The sequence below is a fragment of the Streptomyces sp. NPDC033270 genome, assembly GCF_055576575.1.
On the sequence record NZ_JBVIRA010000002.1, the window covers coordinates 429,088 to 449,015 of the forward strand.

The 19,928-nt window shown below is 72.0% G+C and carries 14 protein-coding genes and 1 pseudogene; 9 read left to right on the forward strand and 6 right to left on the reverse strand.

The window, feature by feature from the left end:
* Positions 1-153: 153 nt before the first annotated feature.
* Positions 154-378, reverse strand: coding sequence for a DUF397 domain-containing protein (locus ACZ5XZ_RS05415; protein WP_468974777.1), 225 nt, complete (start codon positions 376-378; stop codon positions 154-156).
* Entirely contained in the window at positions 375-1,199 is an 825-nt protein-coding gene (locus ACZ5XZ_RS05420; protein ID WP_468974778.1) for a helix-turn-helix domain-containing protein, read from the reverse strand. Before ACZ5XZ_RS05420 ends, ACZ5XZ_RS05415 begins: the two co-directional genes overlap by 4 nt.
* A 112-nt stretch (positions 1,200-1,311) precedes the next feature.
* On the opposite strand from ACZ5XZ_RS05420, the pseudogene ACZ5XZ_RS05425 reads away from it, so the two are divergent.
* Positions 1,312-1,728, forward strand: a pseudogene (locus tag ACZ5XZ_RS05425) (ATP-binding protein); the annotation flags it as partial.
* A gap of 5 nt (positions 1,729-1,733) precedes the next feature.
* Here ACZ5XZ_RS05425 and ACZ5XZ_RS05430 read toward each other — a convergent pair.
* A complete protein-coding gene (locus ACZ5XZ_RS05430) occupies positions 1,734-3,479 on the reverse strand; it encodes a chitinase (RefSeq protein WP_468974779.1) in 1,746 nt (581 codons plus the stop codon).
* A 360-nt stretch (positions 3,480-3,839) separates the two neighbouring features.
* Between ACZ5XZ_RS05430 and ACZ5XZ_RS05435 the strand changes: the two genes are divergently transcribed.
* The 5 genes from ACZ5XZ_RS05435 to ACZ5XZ_RS05455 all read left to right on the forward strand — a co-directional run bounded on the left by ACZ5XZ_RS05435 (position 3,840) and on the right by ACZ5XZ_RS05455 (position 10,958).
* Positions 3,840-6,101, forward strand: coding sequence for an MMPL family transporter (locus ACZ5XZ_RS05435; protein WP_468974780.1), 2,262 nt, complete (start codon positions 3,840-3,842; stop codon positions 6,099-6,101).
* A gap of 113 nt (positions 6,102-6,214) precedes the next feature.
* Complete coding sequence (locus ACZ5XZ_RS05440; RefSeq protein ID WP_468974781.1) at positions 6,215-6,829, forward strand: hypothetical protein; 615 nt, start codon at positions 6,215-6,217, stop codon at positions 6,827-6,829.
* Between the two features lie 147 nt (positions 6,830-6,976).
* On the forward strand, positions 6,977-7,177 hold the full coding sequence (locus ACZ5XZ_RS05445; RefSeq protein WP_468974782.1) for a hypothetical protein: 201 nt from the start codon (positions 6,977-6,979) through the stop codon (positions 7,175-7,177).
* A gap of 74 nt (positions 7,178-7,251) precedes the next feature.
* On the forward strand, positions 7,252-10,356 hold the full coding sequence (locus tag ACZ5XZ_RS05450; RefSeq protein ID WP_468974907.1) for a helix-turn-helix transcriptional regulator: 3,105 nt from the start codon (positions 7,252-7,254) through the stop codon (positions 10,354-10,356).
* Between the two features lie 110 nt (positions 10,357-10,466).
* Positions 10,467-10,958, forward strand: coding sequence for a hypothetical protein (locus ACZ5XZ_RS05455; RefSeq protein WP_468974783.1), 492 nt, complete (start codon positions 10,467-10,469; stop codon positions 10,956-10,958).
* Here ACZ5XZ_RS05455 and ACZ5XZ_RS05460 read toward each other — a convergent pair.
* From ACZ5XZ_RS05460 to ACZ5XZ_RS05470, 3 genes are all read right to left on the reverse strand, one after another.
* The gene (locus ACZ5XZ_RS05460) at positions 10,861-11,100 is read right to left on the reverse strand and encodes a DUF6191 domain-containing protein (RefSeq protein ID WP_468974784.1); all 240 of its coding nucleotides are present in this window, start codon (positions 11,098-11,100) and stop codon (positions 10,861-10,863) included. The genes ACZ5XZ_RS05455 and ACZ5XZ_RS05460 overlap by 98 nt on opposite strands.
* Before the next feature lie 86 nt (positions 11,101-11,186).
* Positions 11,187-12,374: a PQQ-dependent sugar dehydrogenase gene (locus tag ACZ5XZ_RS05465; RefSeq protein ID WP_468974785.1), complete on the reverse strand. Its 1,188-nt coding sequence runs from the start codon at positions 12,372-12,374 to the stop codon at positions 11,187-11,189.
* 115 nt (positions 12,375-12,489) lie between these two features.
* Positions 12,490-13,536, reverse strand: a complete 1,047-nt coding sequence (locus ACZ5XZ_RS05470) for an aldo/keto reductase (RefSeq protein ID WP_468974786.1) — start codon at positions 13,534-13,536, stop codon at positions 12,490-12,492.
* A gap of 88 nt (positions 13,537-13,624) precedes the next feature.
* Here ACZ5XZ_RS05470 and ACZ5XZ_RS05475 point away from each other — a divergent pair, with 88 nt between their 5' ends.
* The 3 genes from ACZ5XZ_RS05475 (at position 13,625) to ACZ5XZ_RS05485 (ending at position 19,908) form a co-directional block, all read left to right on the forward strand.
* Positions 13,625-14,602, forward strand: coding sequence for a 2-hydroxyacid dehydrogenase (locus tag ACZ5XZ_RS05475; protein WP_468974787.1), 978 nt, complete (start codon positions 13,625-13,627; stop codon positions 14,600-14,602).
* A 290-nt stretch (positions 14,603-14,892) separates the two neighbouring features.
* Positions 14,893-17,841 (forward strand): putative bifunctional diguanylate cyclase/phosphodiesterase, encoded by a 2,949-nt coding sequence (locus tag ACZ5XZ_RS05480; protein WP_468974788.1) that lies wholly within the window; start codon positions 14,893-14,895, stop codon positions 17,839-17,841.
* A 207-nt stretch (positions 17,842-18,048) separates the two neighbouring features.
* Entirely contained in the window at positions 18,049-19,908 is a 1,860-nt protein-coding gene (locus tag ACZ5XZ_RS05485; protein WP_384431753.1) for an acetolactate synthase large subunit, read from the forward strand.
* Positions 19,909-19,928: the final 20 nt, after the last annotated feature.

Genomic DNA, 19,928 nt, shown 5'->3' on the forward strand with positions numbered 1-19,928 from the left:
CGGCCGTCCTTCTGCGGAAGGGCGGCCGCTTTTCGTCGGCTTACGAGGCGAAGAGCCAACTCCCGGCGAAGGCGACAGCCACCACACCCAGGCAGGCCACGAGCTCTTCTTGGACCAACTCCGGGAACTGGCCCCGGTGCTGCTGCCCTCCGCCTAACAGGCGACGTCCGTCACGACCTCCGCGAGGAACGCGGCCCAAGCGCCGGTGCTGAGCGTGAGCATCGGCCCCTGGGGGTTTTTGGAGTCTCGGATGTGGATGGTGGGGCGGGGGGAGGAGCAGGTGGCGACTTCGATGCAGTCGCCACCTGCGCTGCCGCTGTAGCTGGACTTGAACCAGGTAAGGCCGCTGGAGAAGGACTGGGCTGCTGTGCTGGTCATGACTCTCCTAGCAAGTCGTCCAGCAGGCCCTTGCTCTCCTCAGGGGTGAGGGCCTGCGACCGCAGCATCCCATACACCTGCTGATACACACTGACCTCGCCCGGATCGTCGACCAGGAAGCTGATTCGTTGCGCCTCGATGTAGGCGAGGTGATCGTGACCGGGGGTCTCCAGCAGCACGAGCGGACCATCCAGCGCGGCATGAGCAGCTCGGTCGGTCGGCATCACCTGTAGCCCCAGGAACGGCAGTTCAGTACAGCGTCGGAGATGGCGGATCTGCTCGCGCAGGGTGTCCGGCCCGCCGATCGGTCGGTGGAGCACCACCTCCTCCAGGATGAAGTTGAGCATGGGCCTCGGCTTCTTGCGCTCCAGTAGCTTCTGCCGGTCGAGGCGCGCGGAGACCCAGTCGTCGGCCTGGTCCTCGTCGAGGGGCGGATAGAGGCAGTCGAAGACCGCTCGTGCGTACGGCTCGGTCTGCAGCAGGCCAGGCACCACCTGGTTCTGGTACGAGAGCAACGTCAGTGCCTCCTCCTCGTGCTCGACCAGGTTCTGCACGAACGCCGGCAGCTTCTCCCGCGCCGGCACCTTCCTCACCGCGACCGCCAACGCGCCCTTGGTGTCGAGGATTTCGTCGAACGTCTCGGCCAGGTCGATCTTCAGTGCCCTGCGACCCTGCTCGATCGAGCCGATGGTGTCCTCATGCAGACCCACTGCCTCGGCCAGCGCTGGTTGCGTCATGCGGGCGGCCCGCCGGAAGTGGCTCAGCTGGGCTCCGATCACATGCCAGGACGTGATCCTCTTCGGTTTGTTCACCGGGTGCATGCGGCTTGCCTTCCCCCCGTCGTGACTGTCTGATGCGGCGTGAAGTCGTACACCGAATCTGTACGAGTTCACGCTGTGGCTCAGCGTAATCACGGGGTGTGACAGTGGCGTCATGCACAAGGAGATCCAGGCTCTCTGTACCCGCTCGGTCCTCTTCCTTCGCGAGCGCCGTTCCGTGCCGCTGGCCAGGGAGTTCGCCCGTACCGCACTGGCGGACTGGGGCCTGAGGCGGCGGGCGGACGACATCGTGCTCTGCGTGAGCGAACTGGCCACGAACGCCCTGCTGCACGGTGTCCCGCCGGGGCGTGGTTACCGGCTGTGGCTGGCGAGGGGGGCAACGGACGGGCTGCTGCGCGTCGAGGTGCACGACAGCGGGGATGGCGAGCCCAGGGTGCCGCGTACGGGTCCCGGCGACACGGAGGCCGAATCCGGGCGTGGGCTGCTGCTGGTGGCCGCGCTCGCCGACGCGTGGGGCGTCGGCGAGCGTGTACCCGGGAAAATCGTCTGGTGTGAGTTCCGCGTGGACGGCGCGGGTTACGGCAGTCCGTGCACGTGCGGCCCCACCGTCGACGACCACGCGTTGCCGTTCGCCGCGTCCCAGTTGGTGGACCAGGTCATGGCGCCCCGTAGGCCGGGGTAGGTCTTCGCCGGCTTGAACGAGCTGCAGCCGGTGCCCTTGGTGAGGCAGTCCAGGGCGGCGTTCACGACGCTCGGGGCGACGTAGCCGCTGCCCGCGCCGCGGGTGGACGCGGGCAGGCCCAGGCCGACCTGCGAGGGGTCCAGCCCGCCTTCGAGCTGGATGCAGGCGAGCGCGGTGAGGAAGTCGACGCTGCCCTGGGAGTAGACCTTGCCGTCGCAGCCGAGCATGGAACCGCTGTTGTAGTACTGCATGTTGACGACCGTGAGGATGTCCTTGACGTTCAGCGCGGTCTGGAAGTAGCCGCCCGACGTGGACTGCATGTCGATGGTCTGCGGCGCCATGGTGAGCACGAGCCTGCCGCCCGCCTGCTGGGAGAGCGAGCGCAGCGCCTGCGTCATGTAGGTGGGGTTGAGGCCGTTTTCGAGGTCGATGTCGACGCCGTCGAAGCCGTATTGCTGCATCAGGGCGTGGACGCTGTTGGCGAAGTTGGCCGCCGAGGCCGCGTCGTTGACGGACACCGTGCCCTTCTCGCCGCCGACGGAGATGATCACCGACTTGCCGGCGGCCTGCTTGGCCTTGATGTCGGCCTTGAACTGCTCGACGGTGTAGCCGCCCAGGCCCGCCGAGTCGAGGTGGAAGGTGACGGCGCCGGGCGTGGTGGTGGCGTCGGCGAAGGCGACCGCGATGATGTCGTACTGGCCGGGGACGTCGCTGATCTTCTGGACCGTGGCGCCGTTGTTGAAGTTCTGCCAGTAGCCGGTGACCGCGTGCTTGGGGACGGTGGGGTCGGTGCCGCCACCGGAGGGCGCGGTGGTGGCCGTGACCTCCGCGGAGCGGGCCGACTCTCCGGCGGCGTTGGTGGCGGAGAGTCGGAAGCGGTAGGCGGTCGAGGGGCTCAGGCCGCTGACCGTCGCCGAAGTCCCGCTCGCCGTACGATCCTTGGCGCCGTCGCGGTAGACCGTGTAGCCGGTCGCGCCGGGTACCGGGTTCCAGGACAGGGCGACGGAGGACGCGGTCACGGCGCCGGCGGTCAGGCCGCCGGGGGCGGCGGGGACCTCGGGGCCGGGGTCGGTGCCGCCTCCGCCGTCAGGTCCCAGGACGCTGAAGTCATCGGCGAGGTAGGCGGGTTGTCCGTACCAGCCGTGGGTGTAGACGGTGACGGAGGTGGTGCTGGGGCCGGTGGTGAAGGTGGTCGCGAGTTCCTGCCACCCCGTGGCGGACGGCGTCCAGGTGGAGACGTCCGTGGTACCGGTGCCCGAGGCGCCCAGGTAGACGTAGGAACCCTGGACGTACGCGCTGAGCTTGTACGTCGCGTTGGGCTTGACGGCGACGGTCTGGGAGCAGGCGGCGTTGTCCGAGGCGGTGGGGGCGCCCTTGAGGGCGGCGGCGCCGCTGTGGACGGGGGAGGTCACGGTGCTGCCGCTGCCCGCCGAGCAGGTCCAGCCGCTGAGGCCGGATTCGTAGCCGGCGTTCCTGGCGACGTTGACGTCGGCGGCGGCGGACGCGGTGGCGGACCCGGTGGGGGAGGGGGCGGGGGCGGCCCAGGCGGTCGTGCTCGCCGCGGCGGCGGCCACGACCGCGAGGAGCGTGGTGAGCAGGCATCTGTGGCGGGACGGTCTGATGCGCGCGGTGCCAGGCATGGCTGTCTCCAGTGCCGAAGGGGAAACCCGGGAACTGTGCGAGACGGTGGCCACCGCCGCCAGGGCCGATCCGGCCCTGTGGCACAGAATGGTTCAGACCAATGTGCCGGTCAAGGGGGCGGACGGGACGGGGCGCGCACGGCGCGGGAGCGGCGCGGGACGAGTCCCCGCATCCCGGTTCTTTGTGGGGAATTCCACAAAGAACGCAAAGGATCTCTTCGGGGTGTCAACCTGCTCTGTCAGGGGGCCGCCGCTCGCCCGACCGGTTGGCGGCGCATCCGCCCGTCCCCGTACATCCGCGCTCGGCACCACCCGCACCCGGGAGTTATCGACGCACAACCCGGGAAGCAGTCGAGGTCCGTGACCGCTCTTGCTCGGTGGTGTCTCAGGCGCCGCATCGTGGTGATCGTTCTCTGGCTCGCCGCCTTCGCGGGTGTCGCCGTCGCCGCGGGCGTCACCGGGTCCGCGTACTCGAACGACTACGAGGTCCCCGGGACCGAATCCGGGCGGGCCGGCGCCCTGATGGCGAAGGCGTTCCCGGACCGGTCCGGGGACAGCGACACCATCGTGTGGCACACCGACCGCGGAACGGTGCGCTCCGGCGCGGTCGAGAAGACCATGCGGCAGACCATGGAGAAGGTCGCCGAGCTGCCCGGTGTCTCCGAGGTGCGCGGCCCCTCCGGCGGCCGCGGCGACGGTGCGCACGGCGCGCGCCAGATCAGCGAGGACGGGCACACCGCCTACGCCTGGCTCGTCTTCGACCGGCCCGCCGACGAACTGGAGGCGGCCGAGGTCCAGCGGATCGTCGACACCGCGCAGGCCGCGGCCGGCGACGGCCTCCAGGTCGAGCTGGGCGGCGCCGGCATCGCGCTCACCGAGGCGCCGCGGGCCCAGCTCCCGGAGATCATCGGGATCGGCGCCGCGGCCGTGGTGCTCTTCCTCGCCTTCGGCTCGCTCGCCGCGACGTTCCTGCCGATCGTCACCGCGGTGGCCGCCGTCGGCACCGCCTCGGCCGGCACCACGTTGCTCAGCCACGCCATGACCGTCGCCGACTTCGCCCCGATGCTCGGCAGCCTGATCGGCCTCGGCGTCGGCATCGACTATGCGCTGTTCATCGTCACCCGGCACCGCAAGGGCCTACGGGCGGGGATGTCGGTCCAGCAAGCCGCCGAGCGCGCCGTCTGTGTATCCGGGCGCGCGGTCGTCTTCGCCGGGGCCACGGTCTGTATCGCGCTGCTCGGCATGCTGATGCTGCGGCTGAACTTCCTCAACGGCGTCGCACTGGCCGCCTCGCTCACCGTCGTCCTGACCGTGGCCGCGTCCGTGACGCTGCTGCCGGCGCTGCTCGGGCTGATCGGGATGCGGGTGCTCGGCCGGCGGGAGCGGCGGCGGCTGGCCGAGGAGGGGCCGCGGCCCGAGCGGCGCGCCGGTATCGCCGCCCGCTGGGCCGGCTTCGTCGAGCGGCACCCCAAGCTGCTGGGCGTGACCGCGGCCGGCGTGATGCTCACCCTCGCACTGCCCGCCTTCGGGCTCCACCTGGGCACCTCCGACCAGGGCAACAACCCGGCCACGTCCACGACCCGCAAGGCGTACGACCTGCTGGCGCGAGGCGGGCCGGGGGACGGCCACGGCAGCGGCTTCGGGCCCGGGTTCAACGGGCCGCTGACCCTCGTCGGCGCGCTCGACAGCCCCAAGGACCGGATCGCCTTCGACAAGCTGCCGCGTCAGCTGCGCAGCACGCCCGGCGTCGCCGAGGTCAGCCGCCCGCAGTTCGACGGGAGCCGGAGCACCGGGCTGATCACCGTCGTACCGGACAGCTCACCGCAGTCCCGGCAGACCTCCGACCTGGTGGAGCGGCTGCGTACGGACGTGCTTCCCAAGGCCGCCGACGGGACCACCATGCGGGTGCAGGTCGGCGGCATCACCGCGAGCTATGACGACTTCGCGTCCGTCATCGTCGGCAAGCTGCCGCTGTTCATCGGCGTGGTCGTGGCGCTCGGCTCGCTTTTGCTGCTGCTCGCCTTCCGCAGCATCGGCATACCCCTCAAGGCCGCGCTGATGAACGTCGCGGCCGTCGCCTCGTCCTTCGGCATCGTCGTCGCGATCTTCCAGTGGGGGTGGGGCAGCGAGCTGCTGGGCCTGGGCAGCGCCGGGCCGATCGAGCCGTTCCTGCCGGTGATCATGGTGTCGGTGCTGTTCGGGCTGTCCATGGACTACCAGGTGTTCCTGGTGTCGCGGATGTACGAGGAGTGGCAGCTCACGCGCGACAACCGCCGCGCGGTACGGGTCGGCCTCGCCGAGACCAGCCGGGTGATCAATTCGGCGGCGGTCATCATGATCGCGGTGTTCGCGGCCTTCGTCCTCAGCGGCGACCGGACCATCGCGATGTTCGGCATCGGCCTGGCCTCCGCCGTCGCGCTGGACGCCTTCGTCCTCCGTACGCTGCTGGTCCCGGCGCTGATGCACATGCTGGGCGGTGCCAACTGGTGGCTGCCGTCCTGGCTCGGCCGCGTACTGCCCCGGATCAGCATCGAGCCGCCGCCGGAGCCGGACGAGGCCGCGCCGGGGCCGGGCGACGGCGCGCCGGAGCCGGGCGGCGAACGGCCGCTGGTGGGCGTGTAGGACCTGCCGCAGGGCTGCCGTCCGGCTCGGCACCTGCCTCCCGGCCACCGGAGCCCCGGCTCTCACCGCGCTCTCTCATCTCCCTCTCAGACACGGCACCTACGGTCGCGCCCATGGGAACGACCAGGACGACCGAGAAGCGAACCGACGACGAGACCGTGCCGGCGCAGGCCGCCGCCACGGAGGAGGAGAAGGCGGCGAGCCCGGAGACCGGGAGCGCCGAGGCCGGGAGCGCGGAGCCCGAGGCCGCCGACGAGGCGGTCGCCGCCGGGCAGGATGACGACAACGGCGAGGACGGCTCCGGCGAGGCCGGCGAGAACACCGCCGCCGCACCGCCCGCCACCGGGGTCGCCGCCGGTGCCGGTGCCGTCGTCGCCGCCGGGCTCGGCCTGGCGTCCGTCACCGGCACCTGGCTCGGCACGCTGATGGCCGAGCGGCAGACCCTACTGGGCCAGATCAAGCTCCAGACGGGCAAGGCCACCGACCAGATCGCCACCATGTACGGCACTCCGTGGCACACCACAGCCCTGGTCAACGGCGTCTTCGCGGTGCTCGCCGCGATCGTGGCCGCAGTGGTGCTGACCCGCCCCCGCGCACCCTGGGTACGCGCCGTCGCCTGGGCCGGACTGGCGCTCGCCGTGCTGGGGATCCTGATCTCCGCCGGTATGTACCTCGACCTGTTCGGGAGTCTGCCCAGCATCCCTAAGGGCGCCGGACCGGGCGCCTAAGGCAGGTACCGGCGCCTTGAGGCACGCGCGGGCGGGTTTCTAAGCACCGCCCGCAGGGAAAGATCGGGAACCCTCCCGATGTGGCTTACCCCCCTTGGCGACGAGGCTTGAGCACGTCAACAAGCCCACGCCGTCAAGGGAGCCACCGTGTACACCTCCGAGCTGGAAATGCGGGTCCGTTACGAAGAGCTGCGCCGCGAGGCCGACCGGCAGCGCCTGGTCCGCGAGGCGACCGACGCCCTGCGCGCCGGGCGCGGCGCCGCCGCCCGCTCCGGGGAGAACGAACCCGAAGGGCGGGTGAGCACCAGGCGGGGCCGGCGGTGGCGGGTACGCCGCGCCGCCGCCTGACCTCCTGCAGGTCCTGAGGATCGCCGAACCCCGCCGTGCCGAAGCCCCCTGCCGGAATGTCAGACTCCTGTGCGATGCTCGGCAGCGTGGAGAACAGGTCCGTCAGTCCCGTGTTCGTCGGCCGCGCGGCCGAACTCGCCGCGCTGGGCGACGCGCTTGCCCGTATCGCGGCCTCCGGTGAGCCGCAGGCCCTGCTGATCGGGGGCGAGGCCGGGGTCGGCAAGACCCGCCTCATTGAGGAGTTCAGCGAGGCCGCGCGCGCCCGGGGCGCGCTGGTCGCGCTCGGCGGCTGCATCGAGATCGGCTCCGAGGGCCTGCCCTTCGCACCGTTCTCCGCGATCCTGCACACCCTCAACTGGCATCTACGGGACGAGCTCGCCGCCGCCGTCGCCGGCCAGGAGGGCGAACTGGCCCGCATCCTGCCCGAATTGGGGGAGACGCCGGGCGAGGCGCACGACGAGGAGATCGGCCGCGCCCGCCTCTTCGAGCTGACCGCCCGGCTCCTGGAGCGACTCGCCTCCGACCGCACCCTGGTCATCGTCATCGAGGACCTCCACTGGGCCGACCGCTCCACCCGCGAGCTGCTGGCCTACCTCCTGAGAGCCCTGCACGACGCCGGCGTCCTGCTGGTGGCGACGTACCGCTCCGACGACATCCACCGCCGCCATCCGCTGCGCCCCTTCCTCGCCGAGATCGACCGCATGCGGACGGTCCGACGGGTCGAGCTGGCCCGCTTCAACAGGGACGAGGTCCGCTCCCAGATAGCGGGGATCAACGGCAGCGACCCCGAAGAGGCCACCGTCGACCGGGTCTTCAAGCGCTCCGAGGGCAACGCCTTCTTCGTCGAGGAGCTGGCCCGCAGCCTCGCCGAGGGGTGTCTGCACGGGCTGAGCGACCCGTTGCGCGATCTGCTGCTGGTGCGGGTCGAGGCGCTCCCCGAGGACGCCCAGCGGGTGGTGCGGATCGCCTCGGAGGGCGGCTCCACCATCGAACACGAACTCCTCTCCGCCGTCTGCCGGATGCCCGAGGACGACCTCATCGAGGCGCTGCGCTCCGCCGTCGGCAGCAACACCCTCGTGCCCACCGACGACGGCACGGGCTATCGCTTCCGGCACGCCCTCGTGCGCGAGGCCGTCGTCGACGACCTGCTGCCCGGCGAGCGCACCCGCCTCAACCGCCGCTACGCCGAGGCCCTGGAGGCCGACCCCTCCCTGGTGCGCGCCGACGCCTGCGCCGCCCGGCTGGCCAGCTACTGGTACAAGGCCCATGACGCCGCCAAGGCGCTCCCCGCCGTCCTCGCCGCCTCCGTCCAGGCCCGCCGCCGCCATGCCTACGCCGAGCAGCTGCGGCTGCTGGACCGCGCCCTGGAGCTGTGGGACGACGCGCCCCCGGAGGTACGCCAAGGGGTCCGCCCGGTGGACTACACCGAGGCCTATCCGGCCCGCGGCTGTGACAACGAGGCGCTGCGCTTCCTCGATCTGCTCGCCGAGATCGCGGTGGCCGCCCGGCTGTCCGGCGACGGCGAGCGGGCCTTCACGATCACCAAGCGCGCCCTGCGGTCCCTGCGCGAGGAGAACGACCCCCTGCGCACGGCCTGGTTCCTGGTGCAGCGCTCCCGGCTCTGCCAGGGCACCGGCCGCGGCAACGGCTGGGAGGACCTCGGCAGGGCGCAGGAGCTGGTGCGCGGTCTGCCGCCGTCCTCCGTGCACGCCGAGGTGCTGGCCGCCGTCGCCAGCTGGGCGGTGCTGCACGAGCCGGGCCCGGAGACCTTCGCCACGTCCGAACGCGCGGTGGAGCTGGCCCAGTTGGTGGGCGACGAGGAGGCCGAGCTGAACTCCCGGCTGACGCTGGCGGGGCTGCGGATCGACTCCGGCGCGGTCGACGAGGGCCTGGCCGATCTCCGCGGGGCCGTCGACCGCGCCGTCGAGCGCGGCTACTTCTCCGCCATCGGGCGCGGCCATGTCAACCTCCCGTCCTTCCTGGAGGGCGTGGGCCGCTCCCGGGAGGCCGCCGAGGTCACCGAGCAGGGCATCGAACTCACCACCCGCTACGGCCTCAAGGACAAGACCTGCTGGGTGATGGCCAACCGCGCCGAATCGCTCCAGTCGCTGGGCCGCTGGGAGGAGGCGAGCCGGGCCGCCGCCGACTGCCGCCGGCTCGCCCAGAGCGCCCGCTCGATCGCCCTGGCGGCGAACCGCCTCACCGACCTGGCCCTGGACCAGGGCGACCTCGCCGTCGCCGAGCGCGAACTGGCCGTCGCCCGTGAGCACTACGGCACCCACGACCCCCAGCCGCAGCACGCCCTGCCGCTCGCGCGGCACGCCCTGCGCATCGCCGTGCACCAGAGCCGGATCCTCGACGCCCGCGCCATCCTCGTACAGGCCCTGGACGCCGGCTGCCCGCCCGGTACCCAGCGCTACGCCTGGCCGCTGCTGTGGTCGGCCGCCGCCGCCGAGGCGGACGCCCGCGGACTGCCCGCCGCCGAGCCCGGCCGGGCCGCGGTCCTGGCCCGCGTGCGGGACACCGCCAAGAAGCTGCCCCAGCTCGCCCCCGTCTGGGAGGCGCACGCCCTCGCCGTCGACGCCGAACTCCGCCGCGCCGAGGGCCGCGAGACCCCCGACGCCTGGGCCGAGGTGGTCGCCGCCTTCAAGCCCCTGGAGCGGCCGCACGAGCTCGCCCGGGCCTGCTACCGCTGGGCCGAATCCCTGCTGCACGGCAGCGAGCGGGCCACCGCGGGGCTGGACGGCCGCACCCCGCGCGAGGCCGCCGCACTCCTGCTCACCCAGGCGCACACCGCCGCCACGACGATGGGCGCCCGCCCGCTCGCCGAGGAACTCACCCTCCTCGCCCAGCGGGCCCGGATCCCCCTGCCCGGGCTGATACCGGACCCCGCGGCGACCATGACCGCCGGTTCCGCCCGCCGCGCCACCGGGGACGGTCCCTCCGCCGACCCCGCCCCCGCCGCGGCGCTCGGTCTGACGCCGCGCGAACGGGACGTGCTCCGCCTGGTCGCCGAGGGCCGCAGCAACCGCCAGATAGCCGACAGACTGTTCATCTCCCCGAAGACCGCCAGCGTCCATGTCTCCAACATCCTCGCCAAGCTCGGTGTCTCCGGCCGCGGCGAGGCGGGGGCGGTGGCTCACCGGCTGCGCCTGTTCGGCGAACCGGCGGCCTCCTGACCCGACCGGTACACCGCGCCCGGGCCCGCCGCAGCCGGTCGGTGAGCTGCTGGGATACTGCGGACGCGGACGCCGGCGGTCGGCGGCGCGTTCGGGGATGCGGGGACGAGATGGGCAAGTCGCGCGCCGTGCTGCGGCGGGGGCTGGTGTTCGGTCTGCGGGCCGGGGCGATCCCGGCGGCCGCCTGCGCCCTGCTGTGGGTGTTCGTCATGGTGACGCGGGGTCTCAACGGCCCGACCGGCAGCAGGCTGGAGGACCCGGTGCTGGCCGCGGTCGCGGTGCTGGGGTCGCTGGCCGTCGGCGTGTCGATCGGCGCGGTCGTGGGCCTGGTGCTGGCCTACGCCCCGCTCCGACTGGTCTCCTCCGAGCCGTCGCGGGTACTGGTCTGCTTCGTGCTCGCCGCAGCCCTGGCCTTCGGCGAGGTGGCGGTGATGGCGGTGTCCAGCGAGGGCGGCTACGGGCCGATCCTCCTGGCACTGCTCGCCATGCCGGTGGTCGGCGTGGTCACCGCGGTCCGCAGCGGGCACCTCGCGGCCGCGCGGATCGGGCCGATGGGCACGCATCTCGGGCGTCCGGGGCAGTACCCCGTCCCGCCCGGATGACGACGACTCCGGAGGAGAGGTCTATCGGGCCCGTCCCGGGATCGCCGTCGCCCACGTCGTCGACGACCAGCGACATCTTCTGCCGCTCTTCCTCGGTGTGCTGACGGCCCGGTGCGAACAGTTCCTCGGCGATGTTGAACATGGTGCCTGCCCCCTCTTCGGCGTGACGCGCACCCGTCCCCTGGCCCCGAGTGTAGGCAGCAGCGGCGAAAGAGGGGGCAGAAGAGGTCAGCTCACCTTGAGCCGGAGAATCCGGTCATCGCCCTTGTGCGGTGTGCCCCGTCCGTCCGTGTTGCTGGTGACCAGCCACAACCCGCCGTCGCCGGTCGCCACGACGGTCCGCAGCCGCCCGTAGGTGCCCTTCAGAAAGGCCTGCGGAGCCGCCACCGGCTTCGTCCCGTCCAGCGCGATCCGCCACAGCCGTTCGCCGCGCAGCGAGGCCATCCAGATCGAGCCCTTGGCGTAGGCGATGCCGCTGGGCGAGGCGTCCGCGGTCTTCCACACCTCGACCGGGTCGACGAAACCGGCGCCGGTCTGCCCGCCCTTGGCCTTGCCCTCGACCTCCGGCCAGCCGTAGTTCCTGCCCGGCTCGATCAGATTGAGCTCGTCCCAGGTGTCCTGCCCGAACTCCGAGGCCCACAGCCGGTGGTCGCCGTCCCAGGCCAGGCCCTGCACATTGCGGTGGCCGTAGTCGTAGACGACGGAGTCGGCCGAGGGGTTGCCGTGTGCCGGCTCGCCGTCCGGGGTCATCCGCAGGATCTTGCCGCCGAGCGACTTCTTGTCCTGGGCCAGTTGGTCGTCGCCGGTCTCGCCGGTGCCGGCGTAGAGCATCTTGTCCGGGCCGAACGCGATCCGCCCGCCGTTGTGGATCTGCCCCTTGGGAATCCCCCTCAGGATCGTGTCGGGAGCGCCGAGCTGATCGCCCGGGGGGCGCTTCTCGTCGTAGATCATCCGGGCGATGCGGTTGTCGGAGGCGGTGGTGAAGTACGCGTACACCTGGTGGTCCGTGCCGAACGTCGAGGACACCGCGATCCCCAGCAGCCCGCCCTCGCCCCCCGGGTCCACGCCCGGCACCGAGCCCAGCTCGGTGGTCTTCCCGCCGTCCGCGGCCACCCGGACGATCTTGCCGGTGTCGCGGGAGGCGACCAGCAGGTCCCCGCCCGGCAGCACCGCGACGCCCCACGGGGACGTCAGACCGGTGGTCAGCGTGGCGGTCACCTTCACCGAGCCCTTGGCGGGCGGCGCGGTCGAGGACGGCGTGGCGGTCGGCGAGCCGGCGCCCGCCGAGGCACCGGGGCTCTTCGCAGGATGGGTGGCACGCCCGCCGTCCTGGGGCTTGCCGCCACCGGACGAGCAGCCCGCTGCCAGGAGCAGCGAAGCGGCAGCCAACACGGCGGTCTGGGAACGGCGTTGCACGGAAGTGGTCCTCTCGTCGGCGGGGCGTGCACAAGAACACCACATCGGGCCGCCGAACGTGCTCACTCGGCCCGTCCGCGCCCCGTCGGCAACCGCGGGGCCGGCACCGTCATGGCTACCAGGACTGAAGCGCCCGCGGCAGCGCCGCGATCTCTGCCAGGTCCTCGCGGGTGAGCGCCAGATCCGCCGCCGCGGCGTTCTGCGCGGCCCACCGCTCCTTCTTCGTGCCCGGTACGGGGACGACATGACGGCCCTGGGCCAGCACCCAGGCCAGCGCCACCTGCCCCGGCGTCGCGCCGTACCGGTCGCCGACCCGCCGCAGCCCGGCCACCACCGGCTGGTTCGAGGCCATCATCTCGGCGGTGAAGCGCGGGTGGCGGGCCCGTATGTCCGCCGGTTCGAAGCCCTGCCCCGGGGTGAGCGTGCCGGTCAGATAGCCGTTGCCCAGCGGCATCGCCGCCAGGAACCCGATGCCCCGCGACGCGCACCACGGCAGCAACTCCTCCAGCGCCTCCGGCGACCACACCGACAGCTCGGCCTGCACGCTGCTGACCGGGAACACCTGCTGGATGCGCTCCAGTTGGGCCAGCGTGCAGTCGTGCATCCGGGAGCGGGGGCGCGCCGCCGGAGGTCCCGGCCGCCGCTGCGTACGGGCGGTGAGCGGCGGTCGTGTCTGCCGTACCGCCCGCGCGCCCACCGCGCACAGCCCCAGCGACCGCACCTTCCCGGCCGCCACCAGCTCCGCCATCGCCCCCCAGGTCTCCTCGATGGGCACCTCCGGGTCGGCCCGGTGCAGCTGGTAGAGGTCGATACGGTCGGTCTGCAGCCGGCGCAGCGAGGCGTCGCAGGCCCGCTTGACGTACCCGGGCCGCCCGTTGGCGACGATGTGCTGCTCGCCGACCAGCAGCCCGCACTTGGTCGACACGAACGCCTCCGCCCGCCGCTCCTTGAGCACCCGGCCCACCAGCAGTTCGTTGGTGAACGGCCCGTACATATCGGCGGTGTCCAGCAGGCTGGAGCCCCGGTCCAGCGCGGTGTGCACGGCCCGCAGCGACCCCTCCTTGTTGCGCTGCGACTCGGTGTACCCCCAGCTCATCGGCATGCAGCCGAGCCCGATGGCACCCACTTCGAGGGCCGCCGCGCCGATTGTCCTGCGCTCCACCTGGTTGTGCCTCCGTCCCCTCGCCCCCGATCAAGGGCCAGACCAAACTAACGTCTGAGCAGAACATCTCTTCGCATAGCCTCTGGCCATGGCAACCGCAGCGCAGCGCACCGACGCGAACGACGTCTGGCTCCCGATCCCGCCCGGCGAGATCGAGGGCCTGCCCGACGGATTCCGCTACCTCCACTGGGACGCCGGACCCGACTTCCCGGCCGATCCGGCCCGGTGCGTGTGCTACGTCGTCCCCTACATGAAGGGCGCGGAGGCGAGCCTGCGCCCGCTGTCCCGGATGAGCCGGGTACGGGTCGTGCAGACCCTCACCGCCGGTGTCGAGCACATGCTGCCCGGGCTGGCGCAGATGCCGCCCGGTGCCCAACTGTGCAACGCCCGCGGGCTGCACGACGCCAGCACCGCGGAGCTGGCGCTCACCCTGATCCTGGCGTCGCTGCGCGACATCCCCGGCTTTGTGCGGAGTCAGGACGCGGGGGAGTGGCGGCCGGGCTTCCGTCCCGCGCTCGCCGACAAGTCGATCCTCATTGTGGGCTATGGTTCGATCGGCAGTGCCATCGAAGACCGGCTCACGCCTTTTGAATGTGCGCGGGTGGTGCGCGTCGCACGCACCGCGCGTGACACTGTGCGCGGCCCTGTGCATCCACTCTCCGACCTGTCCGCCCTCCTGCCCGCTGCGGACGTCGTCGTGCTCGCCGCTCCGCTCACCGACGGCACCCGTGGCCTGGTCGGAAGCGATTTCCTGGCGCGGATGAAGGACGGCGCACTGCTGGTGAACATCGCGCGCGGTCCGATCGTCGACACCCAGGCGCTGCTCGGCGAACTGGAGTCCGGGCGGCTTCGTGCGGCGCTCGACGTCACCGATCCCGAACCCCTGCCCGCCGGACACCCGCTGTGGCACGCTCCCGGCGTGCTCATCACTCCACACGTCGGTGGCCCCAGCTCTGCCTTCCTGCCCCGTGCGAAGCGGCTGCTGCGGGAGCAGTTGACGCTTTTCGCGGCCGGCGAGCCCCTGCGCAACGTGGTCGCCACCGCCGGCGAAAGCGGTTGCGCGTAGCGCTACGAGGCCGTACGACTGCAGGGGGTATTCAAATCGCGCTACCTGTCACGCTCCGTAGAGGTGCTATGTCGCTGAGTGACGGAACTGGTGTATCGTCCCGATCGGGGACGGCGCCGGACGAAAGCGGCGCGATGGGAGAGATCCGGAACGCGAGGGGGGCGACGGGCGATGTACAGCCGATGGATGATCCGCGAGATGCGTGATCCACGAGCGCCCGCGGGAACGCGGCGAGGCCCCCGGGCGCACCGTCCGCGACGAAGCCCCGCACGGGACACCGGGAGAGCACGGTGAGTGCCCCCGGGGCGATGCTCTCCAGGCCGTCCGCGCCGGCCGGCGGTCCGGCGAGCGCGGTGCCGCAGATCGTCCTGGCCGTGGTCTGCGGCGGCTACGCCGTCGGTGCCGCCTTCGGCTGGGGCTCCCGCCAAGTCGCCATGTTCATGGGCGACTTCGGCCTCAGCTTCGCGGCCCTGGTGGCGGCGGTCTCCTGCGGTCTGTACGCGCGCCGGCACCGCAGCCGGTTCCGCCCGGCCTGGATGCTGTTCGCCGCCTCCTCGGGGATGGCGGGCATCGGCAACGGCGTATGGGGATGGTACGAGGTCATCGAGGGGACCACGGTGCCCAGCCCCTCGCTGGCCGACTTCTGCTTCCTGCTGTTCGCGCCGCCGGCCATCGTCGGTCTGCTGGTGCTCGCCAAGCGGCCGGTCACCAGGGCCGGCTGGGTCTGCCTGGGGCTGGACTCCTGGCTGATCGCCGGGTCGCTGCTCACGCTCTCCTGGAGCCTCGCGCTCGCGCACACCGCCCACTTCCAGGGCCGCAGCGTGGCGCAGAGCGCACTGTCGCTGGCCTATCCGCTGCTGGACATCGTGCTGGTGAGCATGGTGCTCGCGCTGCACTTCAGGCGCTCGTCCGTACACCGCTCCGCCATCAACACCGCCGTCGCGGCGCTGGCGTTGACGGTGCTGTGCGACGCCCTGTTCAGCTCGCCGCTGCTGCGTGAGCACTACCGCTCCGGCCAGATCCTGGACGCCGGGTGGTTCGCCGGCTCGATACTGCTCGCGTACGCGCCCTGGGTGGCCCGCCGTGCGGGCGAGGAGGAGCCCGAAGAGGCCGAGCCCGCCCGCCGCCCGCAGCCGCACGGCAGCCGCCCCATCGCCGGCTCGCTCGCCGCGCTCACCCCGTACCTCGCCGCCGCGGTGTGCACGCTGGGCATCCTCACCAACGTCCTGGGCGGCCGGCGGATCGACCGCGTGGTGCTCTTCACCGGCTGCACGGTCGTCCTCGCGCTGGTCGTCCGCCAGGGCATCATGCTTCTCGACAACATCACCCTCACCCAGGAGCTGGCCCAGAAGGAGAACCACTTCCGCTCCCTGGTGCAGGGCTCCAGCGACGTCATCATGATCGCCGCCCCGTCCGGTGTGCTGCGCTATGTGAGCCCGGCCGCGGCCGGCGTCTACGGGCGGGACGCGGAGGAACTGGTCGGCTCCGAACTGGCGTCGCTGATCCACCCCGAGGACCTGGGCCGGGTCGTCCACGAGGTCCGCAGGTTCCTCGCCGCCGACCCCGAGGACGAGCCGACCACCCGGATCGAATGCCGCTTCCGCGCCGGCGAGCGGCGCTCGGGCCGTGGGGGCACCTCCCGCTCGAGCGCAGTCGAGAGTGGGGGAGGCTGGCTGAACGTCGAGTCCACGGTCAACCGCCATCACGGCGGCCTGATCTTCAACTCCCGCGACGTCACGGAGCGGGTCCGGCTGCAGGCCCAGCTCCAGCACAACGCCTCGCACGACGCGCTCACCGACCTGCCCAACCGCGCGCTGTTCACCGAACGCGTCACGAAGGCGGTCACCGGCCGCCGGGCCAGCGATCACGACACCGCCGTGCTCTACATCGACCTCGACGGCTTCAAACAGGTCAACGACACCATCGGGCATCAGGCGGGCGACGAGCTGCTGGTACAGGCCGCCCGCAGGCTCGGCGACTCGGTGCGCTCCGGGGACATAGCGGCGCGGCTGGGCGGCGACGAGTTCGCCGCGCTGATCACGGGCGACGGCACCCGCGACCGCGCCGCCCGTGAGTTCCGGATCCACGAGATCGCCGACCGCCTGCGCATCAAGCTCTCCGAGCCGTACCGCATCGACGGCCGGGACGTACGCGTCGCCGCCAGCATCGGCGTCGCCTTCGCCGAGCCCGGCGTCACCCCCGCGGGTCTGCTGCGCAACGCCGACCTGGCGATGTACCGCGCCAAGCAGGCCGGCAAGGGCCGGGTGGAGCTGTACGCCCCACAGCTGCAGGACGAGGTGGCGCACCGCGCCGAACTCGCCACCAAACTGCGTACGGCCCTCCAGGACGGCGAATTCGCGCTGCTGCACCAGCCGGTGGTCGAGCTGGCCAGCGGACGGGTCACCGCGGTCGCGGCACACGCCCGCTGGCGCTCCGCCCAGGGCATCCTGTTCACCCCGGCCGAATTCCTGCGGGTCGGCGACCGCGGCCGGTACTCCGAAGACGGCGACCGCGCCGCCGAGCTGGACCGCTGGCAGCTGCAGGAGGCGGTCGAGCAGGCCGCGGCGCGCCACCGCGCCGGCCATCAGATCCCGGTCGCGGTCCGGCTCTCGGCCCGGCGGCTGCTGGACCGCTCGCTGTCCCCCAAGGGCGTCGAATCGCTGCTCACCCGGCATGGCCTGCCCTCGCGCGCGCTCGTCCTGGAATTGTCCGAAAGTGATCCCCGGCTCCCGCTGGACGATCTGGAGCGCCGGCTGGTCGCGCTGCGCCGCATCGGCGTGCGGATCGCCCTGGACGGCTTCGGCAGCGGATACGCCGCGATCAGCGCACTGCGCCGGCTCCCCATCGACGTGCTGCGGCTGGACCGGGGGCTGGTCGACGGCGTGGTGGAGTCCTCCCGGCTGCACAAGATCACCGCCGGGCTGCTGCGGATCGCCGGCGACCTGGGCATGCAGTCCGTCGCGGACGGCGTCGACCTGCCCGAGCAGGTCCTCGCCCTGCGCTCCATGGGCTGCACGCACGGCATGGGCGTGGCGTTCTCCGGACCGCTCGACGAGCACCGGCTGCGGCGCACGCTGACGCACTCCGGCTTCCCCGTTCCGGACCTGGCCGGGCAGGGCCGTGCGGTGGTGCTCAGCGGTAGCGGACTGCCCGTCCGGCGCGGCGGGCTGGCGGGCCCGGATTCGCTCGTGCATCCGCCATTGCGCTCAAATAGTGAGACCTCCGTCCCACCCACTTGACACTCGGTGCACGGCGGGGGGAGGGTCAGTGCCATGCGCACCCGAATTCTCGTACTTGGAAAGCGCGTCGGCTGAAGCTGGGCCCGAAGAAACCCGGCTGACCGCACCGACGCGCTCCCCTCGCTTGCCTCACGGCACGAGGGGTTTTTTGTTGCATAGCAACCTCACAAATCCCGCCAAAACCCTCAGCTTCGAGAAGAGACGCAGATGACCGAGCAGGCCTCCGGGGCCCACCATCCGCAGCCGCGGGCCCGTAACTCCGGCGGACCGCAGCAGCCCGCCACCGTCGAGCACGTCACGGGCGCGCAGTCCCTCATCCGTTCGCTGGAGGAGGTCGGGGCCGACACCGTGTTCGGCATTCCCGGCGGTGCGATCCTGCCTGCGTACGACCCGATGATGGACTCCTCGAAGGTCCGGCACATCCTGGTCCGCCACGAGCAGGGCGCCGGGCACGCCGCCACGGGGTACGCCCAGGCCACCGGCAAGGTCGGGGTGTGCATGGCGACCTCCGGTCCCGGTGCCACCAACCTCGTCACCCCGATCGCCGACGCGCACATGGACTCCGTCCCGCTGGTCGCGATCACCGGCCAGGTCGCGTCCAAGGCGATCGGCACGGACGCCTTCCAGGAGGCGGACATCTGCGGCATCACGATGCCGATCACCAAGCACAACTTCCTGGTCACCGACCCCGCCGAGATCCCCCGGACGATCGCCGAGGCGTTCCACATCGCCTCCACCGGCCGCCCCGGCCCGGTCCTGGTCGACATCGCCAAGGACGCCCTCCAGGCGCAGACCACCTTCGTCTGGCCGCCGCACACCGAGCTGCCCGGCTACCGCCCGGTCACCAAGCCGCACGCCAAGCAGATCCGCGAGGCGGCCCGGCTGATCGCCGAGTCCAAGCGCCCGGTGCTCTACGTCGGCGGCGGGGTGCTCAAGGCCGGCGCCACCGCCGAGCTGAAGGTGCTCGCCGAGCTGACCGGGGCGCCGGTCACCACCACGCTGATGGCGCTGGGCGCGTTCCCCGACAGCCACCCCCAGCACGTCGGCATGCCCGGCATGCACGGCGCGGTCACCGCGGTCACCGCGCTGCAGAAGTCGGACCTGCTGATCACCCTCGGCGCCCGCTTCGACGACCGGGTCACCGGCAAGCTGGACTCCTTCGCGCCGTACGCCAAGGTCGTGCACGCGGACATCGACCCGGCGGAGATCGGCAAGAACCGCGCCGCGGACGTGCCGATCGTCGGCGACGCCCGCGAGGTCATCGCCGACCTGATCGTCGCCGTCCAGGCCGAGCACGACGCCGGCCACAAGGGCGACTACAGCGCCTGGTGGAAGGACCTCAACCGCTGGCGCGAGACCTACCCGCTGGGCTACGACCTGCCGGACGACGGCAGCCTGTCCCCGCAGCAGGTCATCCAGCGGATCGGCCAGCTCGCCCCCGCCGACACCATCTACGCCGCGGGCGTCGGCCAGCACCAGATGTGGGCCGCCCACTTCATCGACTACGAGCAGCCCGCCACCTGGCTGAACTCCGGCGGCGCCGGCACGATGGGCTACGCCGTGCCCGCCGCCATGGGCGCCAAGGCGGGGCAGCCCGGCCGCACGGTCTGGGCGATCGACGGCGACGGCTGCTTCCAGATGACCAATCAGGAGCTGGTCACCTGCGCGCTGAACAACATCCCGATCAAGGTCGCGATCATCAACAACGGCGCGCTGGGCATGGTCCGCCAGTGGCAGACCCTGTTCTACAACCAGCGCTACTCCAACACCGTGCTGCACAGCGGCCCGGAGGCGGACGGCAAGCAGCCGAGCGCCGGTACCCGCATCCCGGACTTCGTGAAGCTGTCCGAGGCGATGGGCTGTGTGGCGATGCGCTGTGAGTCCCCGGACGAACTGGACAAGGTCATCGCGGAGGCCAATGCCATCAACGACCGCCCGGTCGTGGTGGACTTCATCGTCCACGAGGACGCCCAGGTGTGGCCGATGGTCGCCGCCGGCACCTCCAACGACGAGGTCATGGCCGCCCGGGGCGTGCGTCCCGACTTCGGCGACAGCGAAGACGACTAGAGCCCAGGACGACACGGACG

Coding starts and splice junctions, on each gene's coding strand:
- ACZ5XZ_RS05415 (WP_468974777.1), bottom strand. CDS start 378: ATGACCAGCACAGCAGCCCAGTCCTTCTCCAGCGGCCTTACCTGGTTC.
- ACZ5XZ_RS05420 (WP_468974778.1), bottom strand. CDS start 1,199: ATGCACCCGGTGAACAAACCGAAGAGGATCACGTCCTGGCATGTGATC.
- ACZ5XZ_RS05430 (WP_468974779.1), bottom strand. CDS start 3,479: ATGCCTGGCACCGCGCGCATCAGACCGTCCCGCCACAGATGCCTGCTC.
- ACZ5XZ_RS05440 (WP_468974781.1), top strand. CDS start 6,215: ATGGGAACGACCAGGACGACCGAGAAGCGAACCGACGACGAGACCGTG.
- ACZ5XZ_RS05450 (WP_468974907.1), top strand. CDS start 7,252: ATGCTCGGCAGCGTGGAGAACAGGTCCGTCAGTCCCGTGTTCGTCGGC.
- ACZ5XZ_RS05455 (WP_468974783.1), top strand. CDS start 10,467: ATGGGCAAGTCGCGCGCCGTGCTGCGGCGGGGGCTGGTGTTCGGTCTG.
- ACZ5XZ_RS05460 (WP_468974784.1), bottom strand. CDS start 11,100: ATGTTCAACATCGCCGAGGAACTGTTCGCACCGGGCCGTCAGCACACC.
- ACZ5XZ_RS05475 (WP_468974787.1), top strand. CDS start 13,625: ATGGCAACCGCAGCGCAGCGCACCGACGCGAACGACGTCTGGCTCCCG.
- ACZ5XZ_RS05485 (WP_384431753.1), top strand. CDS start 18,049: ATGACCGAGCAGGCCTCCGGGGCCCACCATCCGCAGCCGCGGGCCCGT.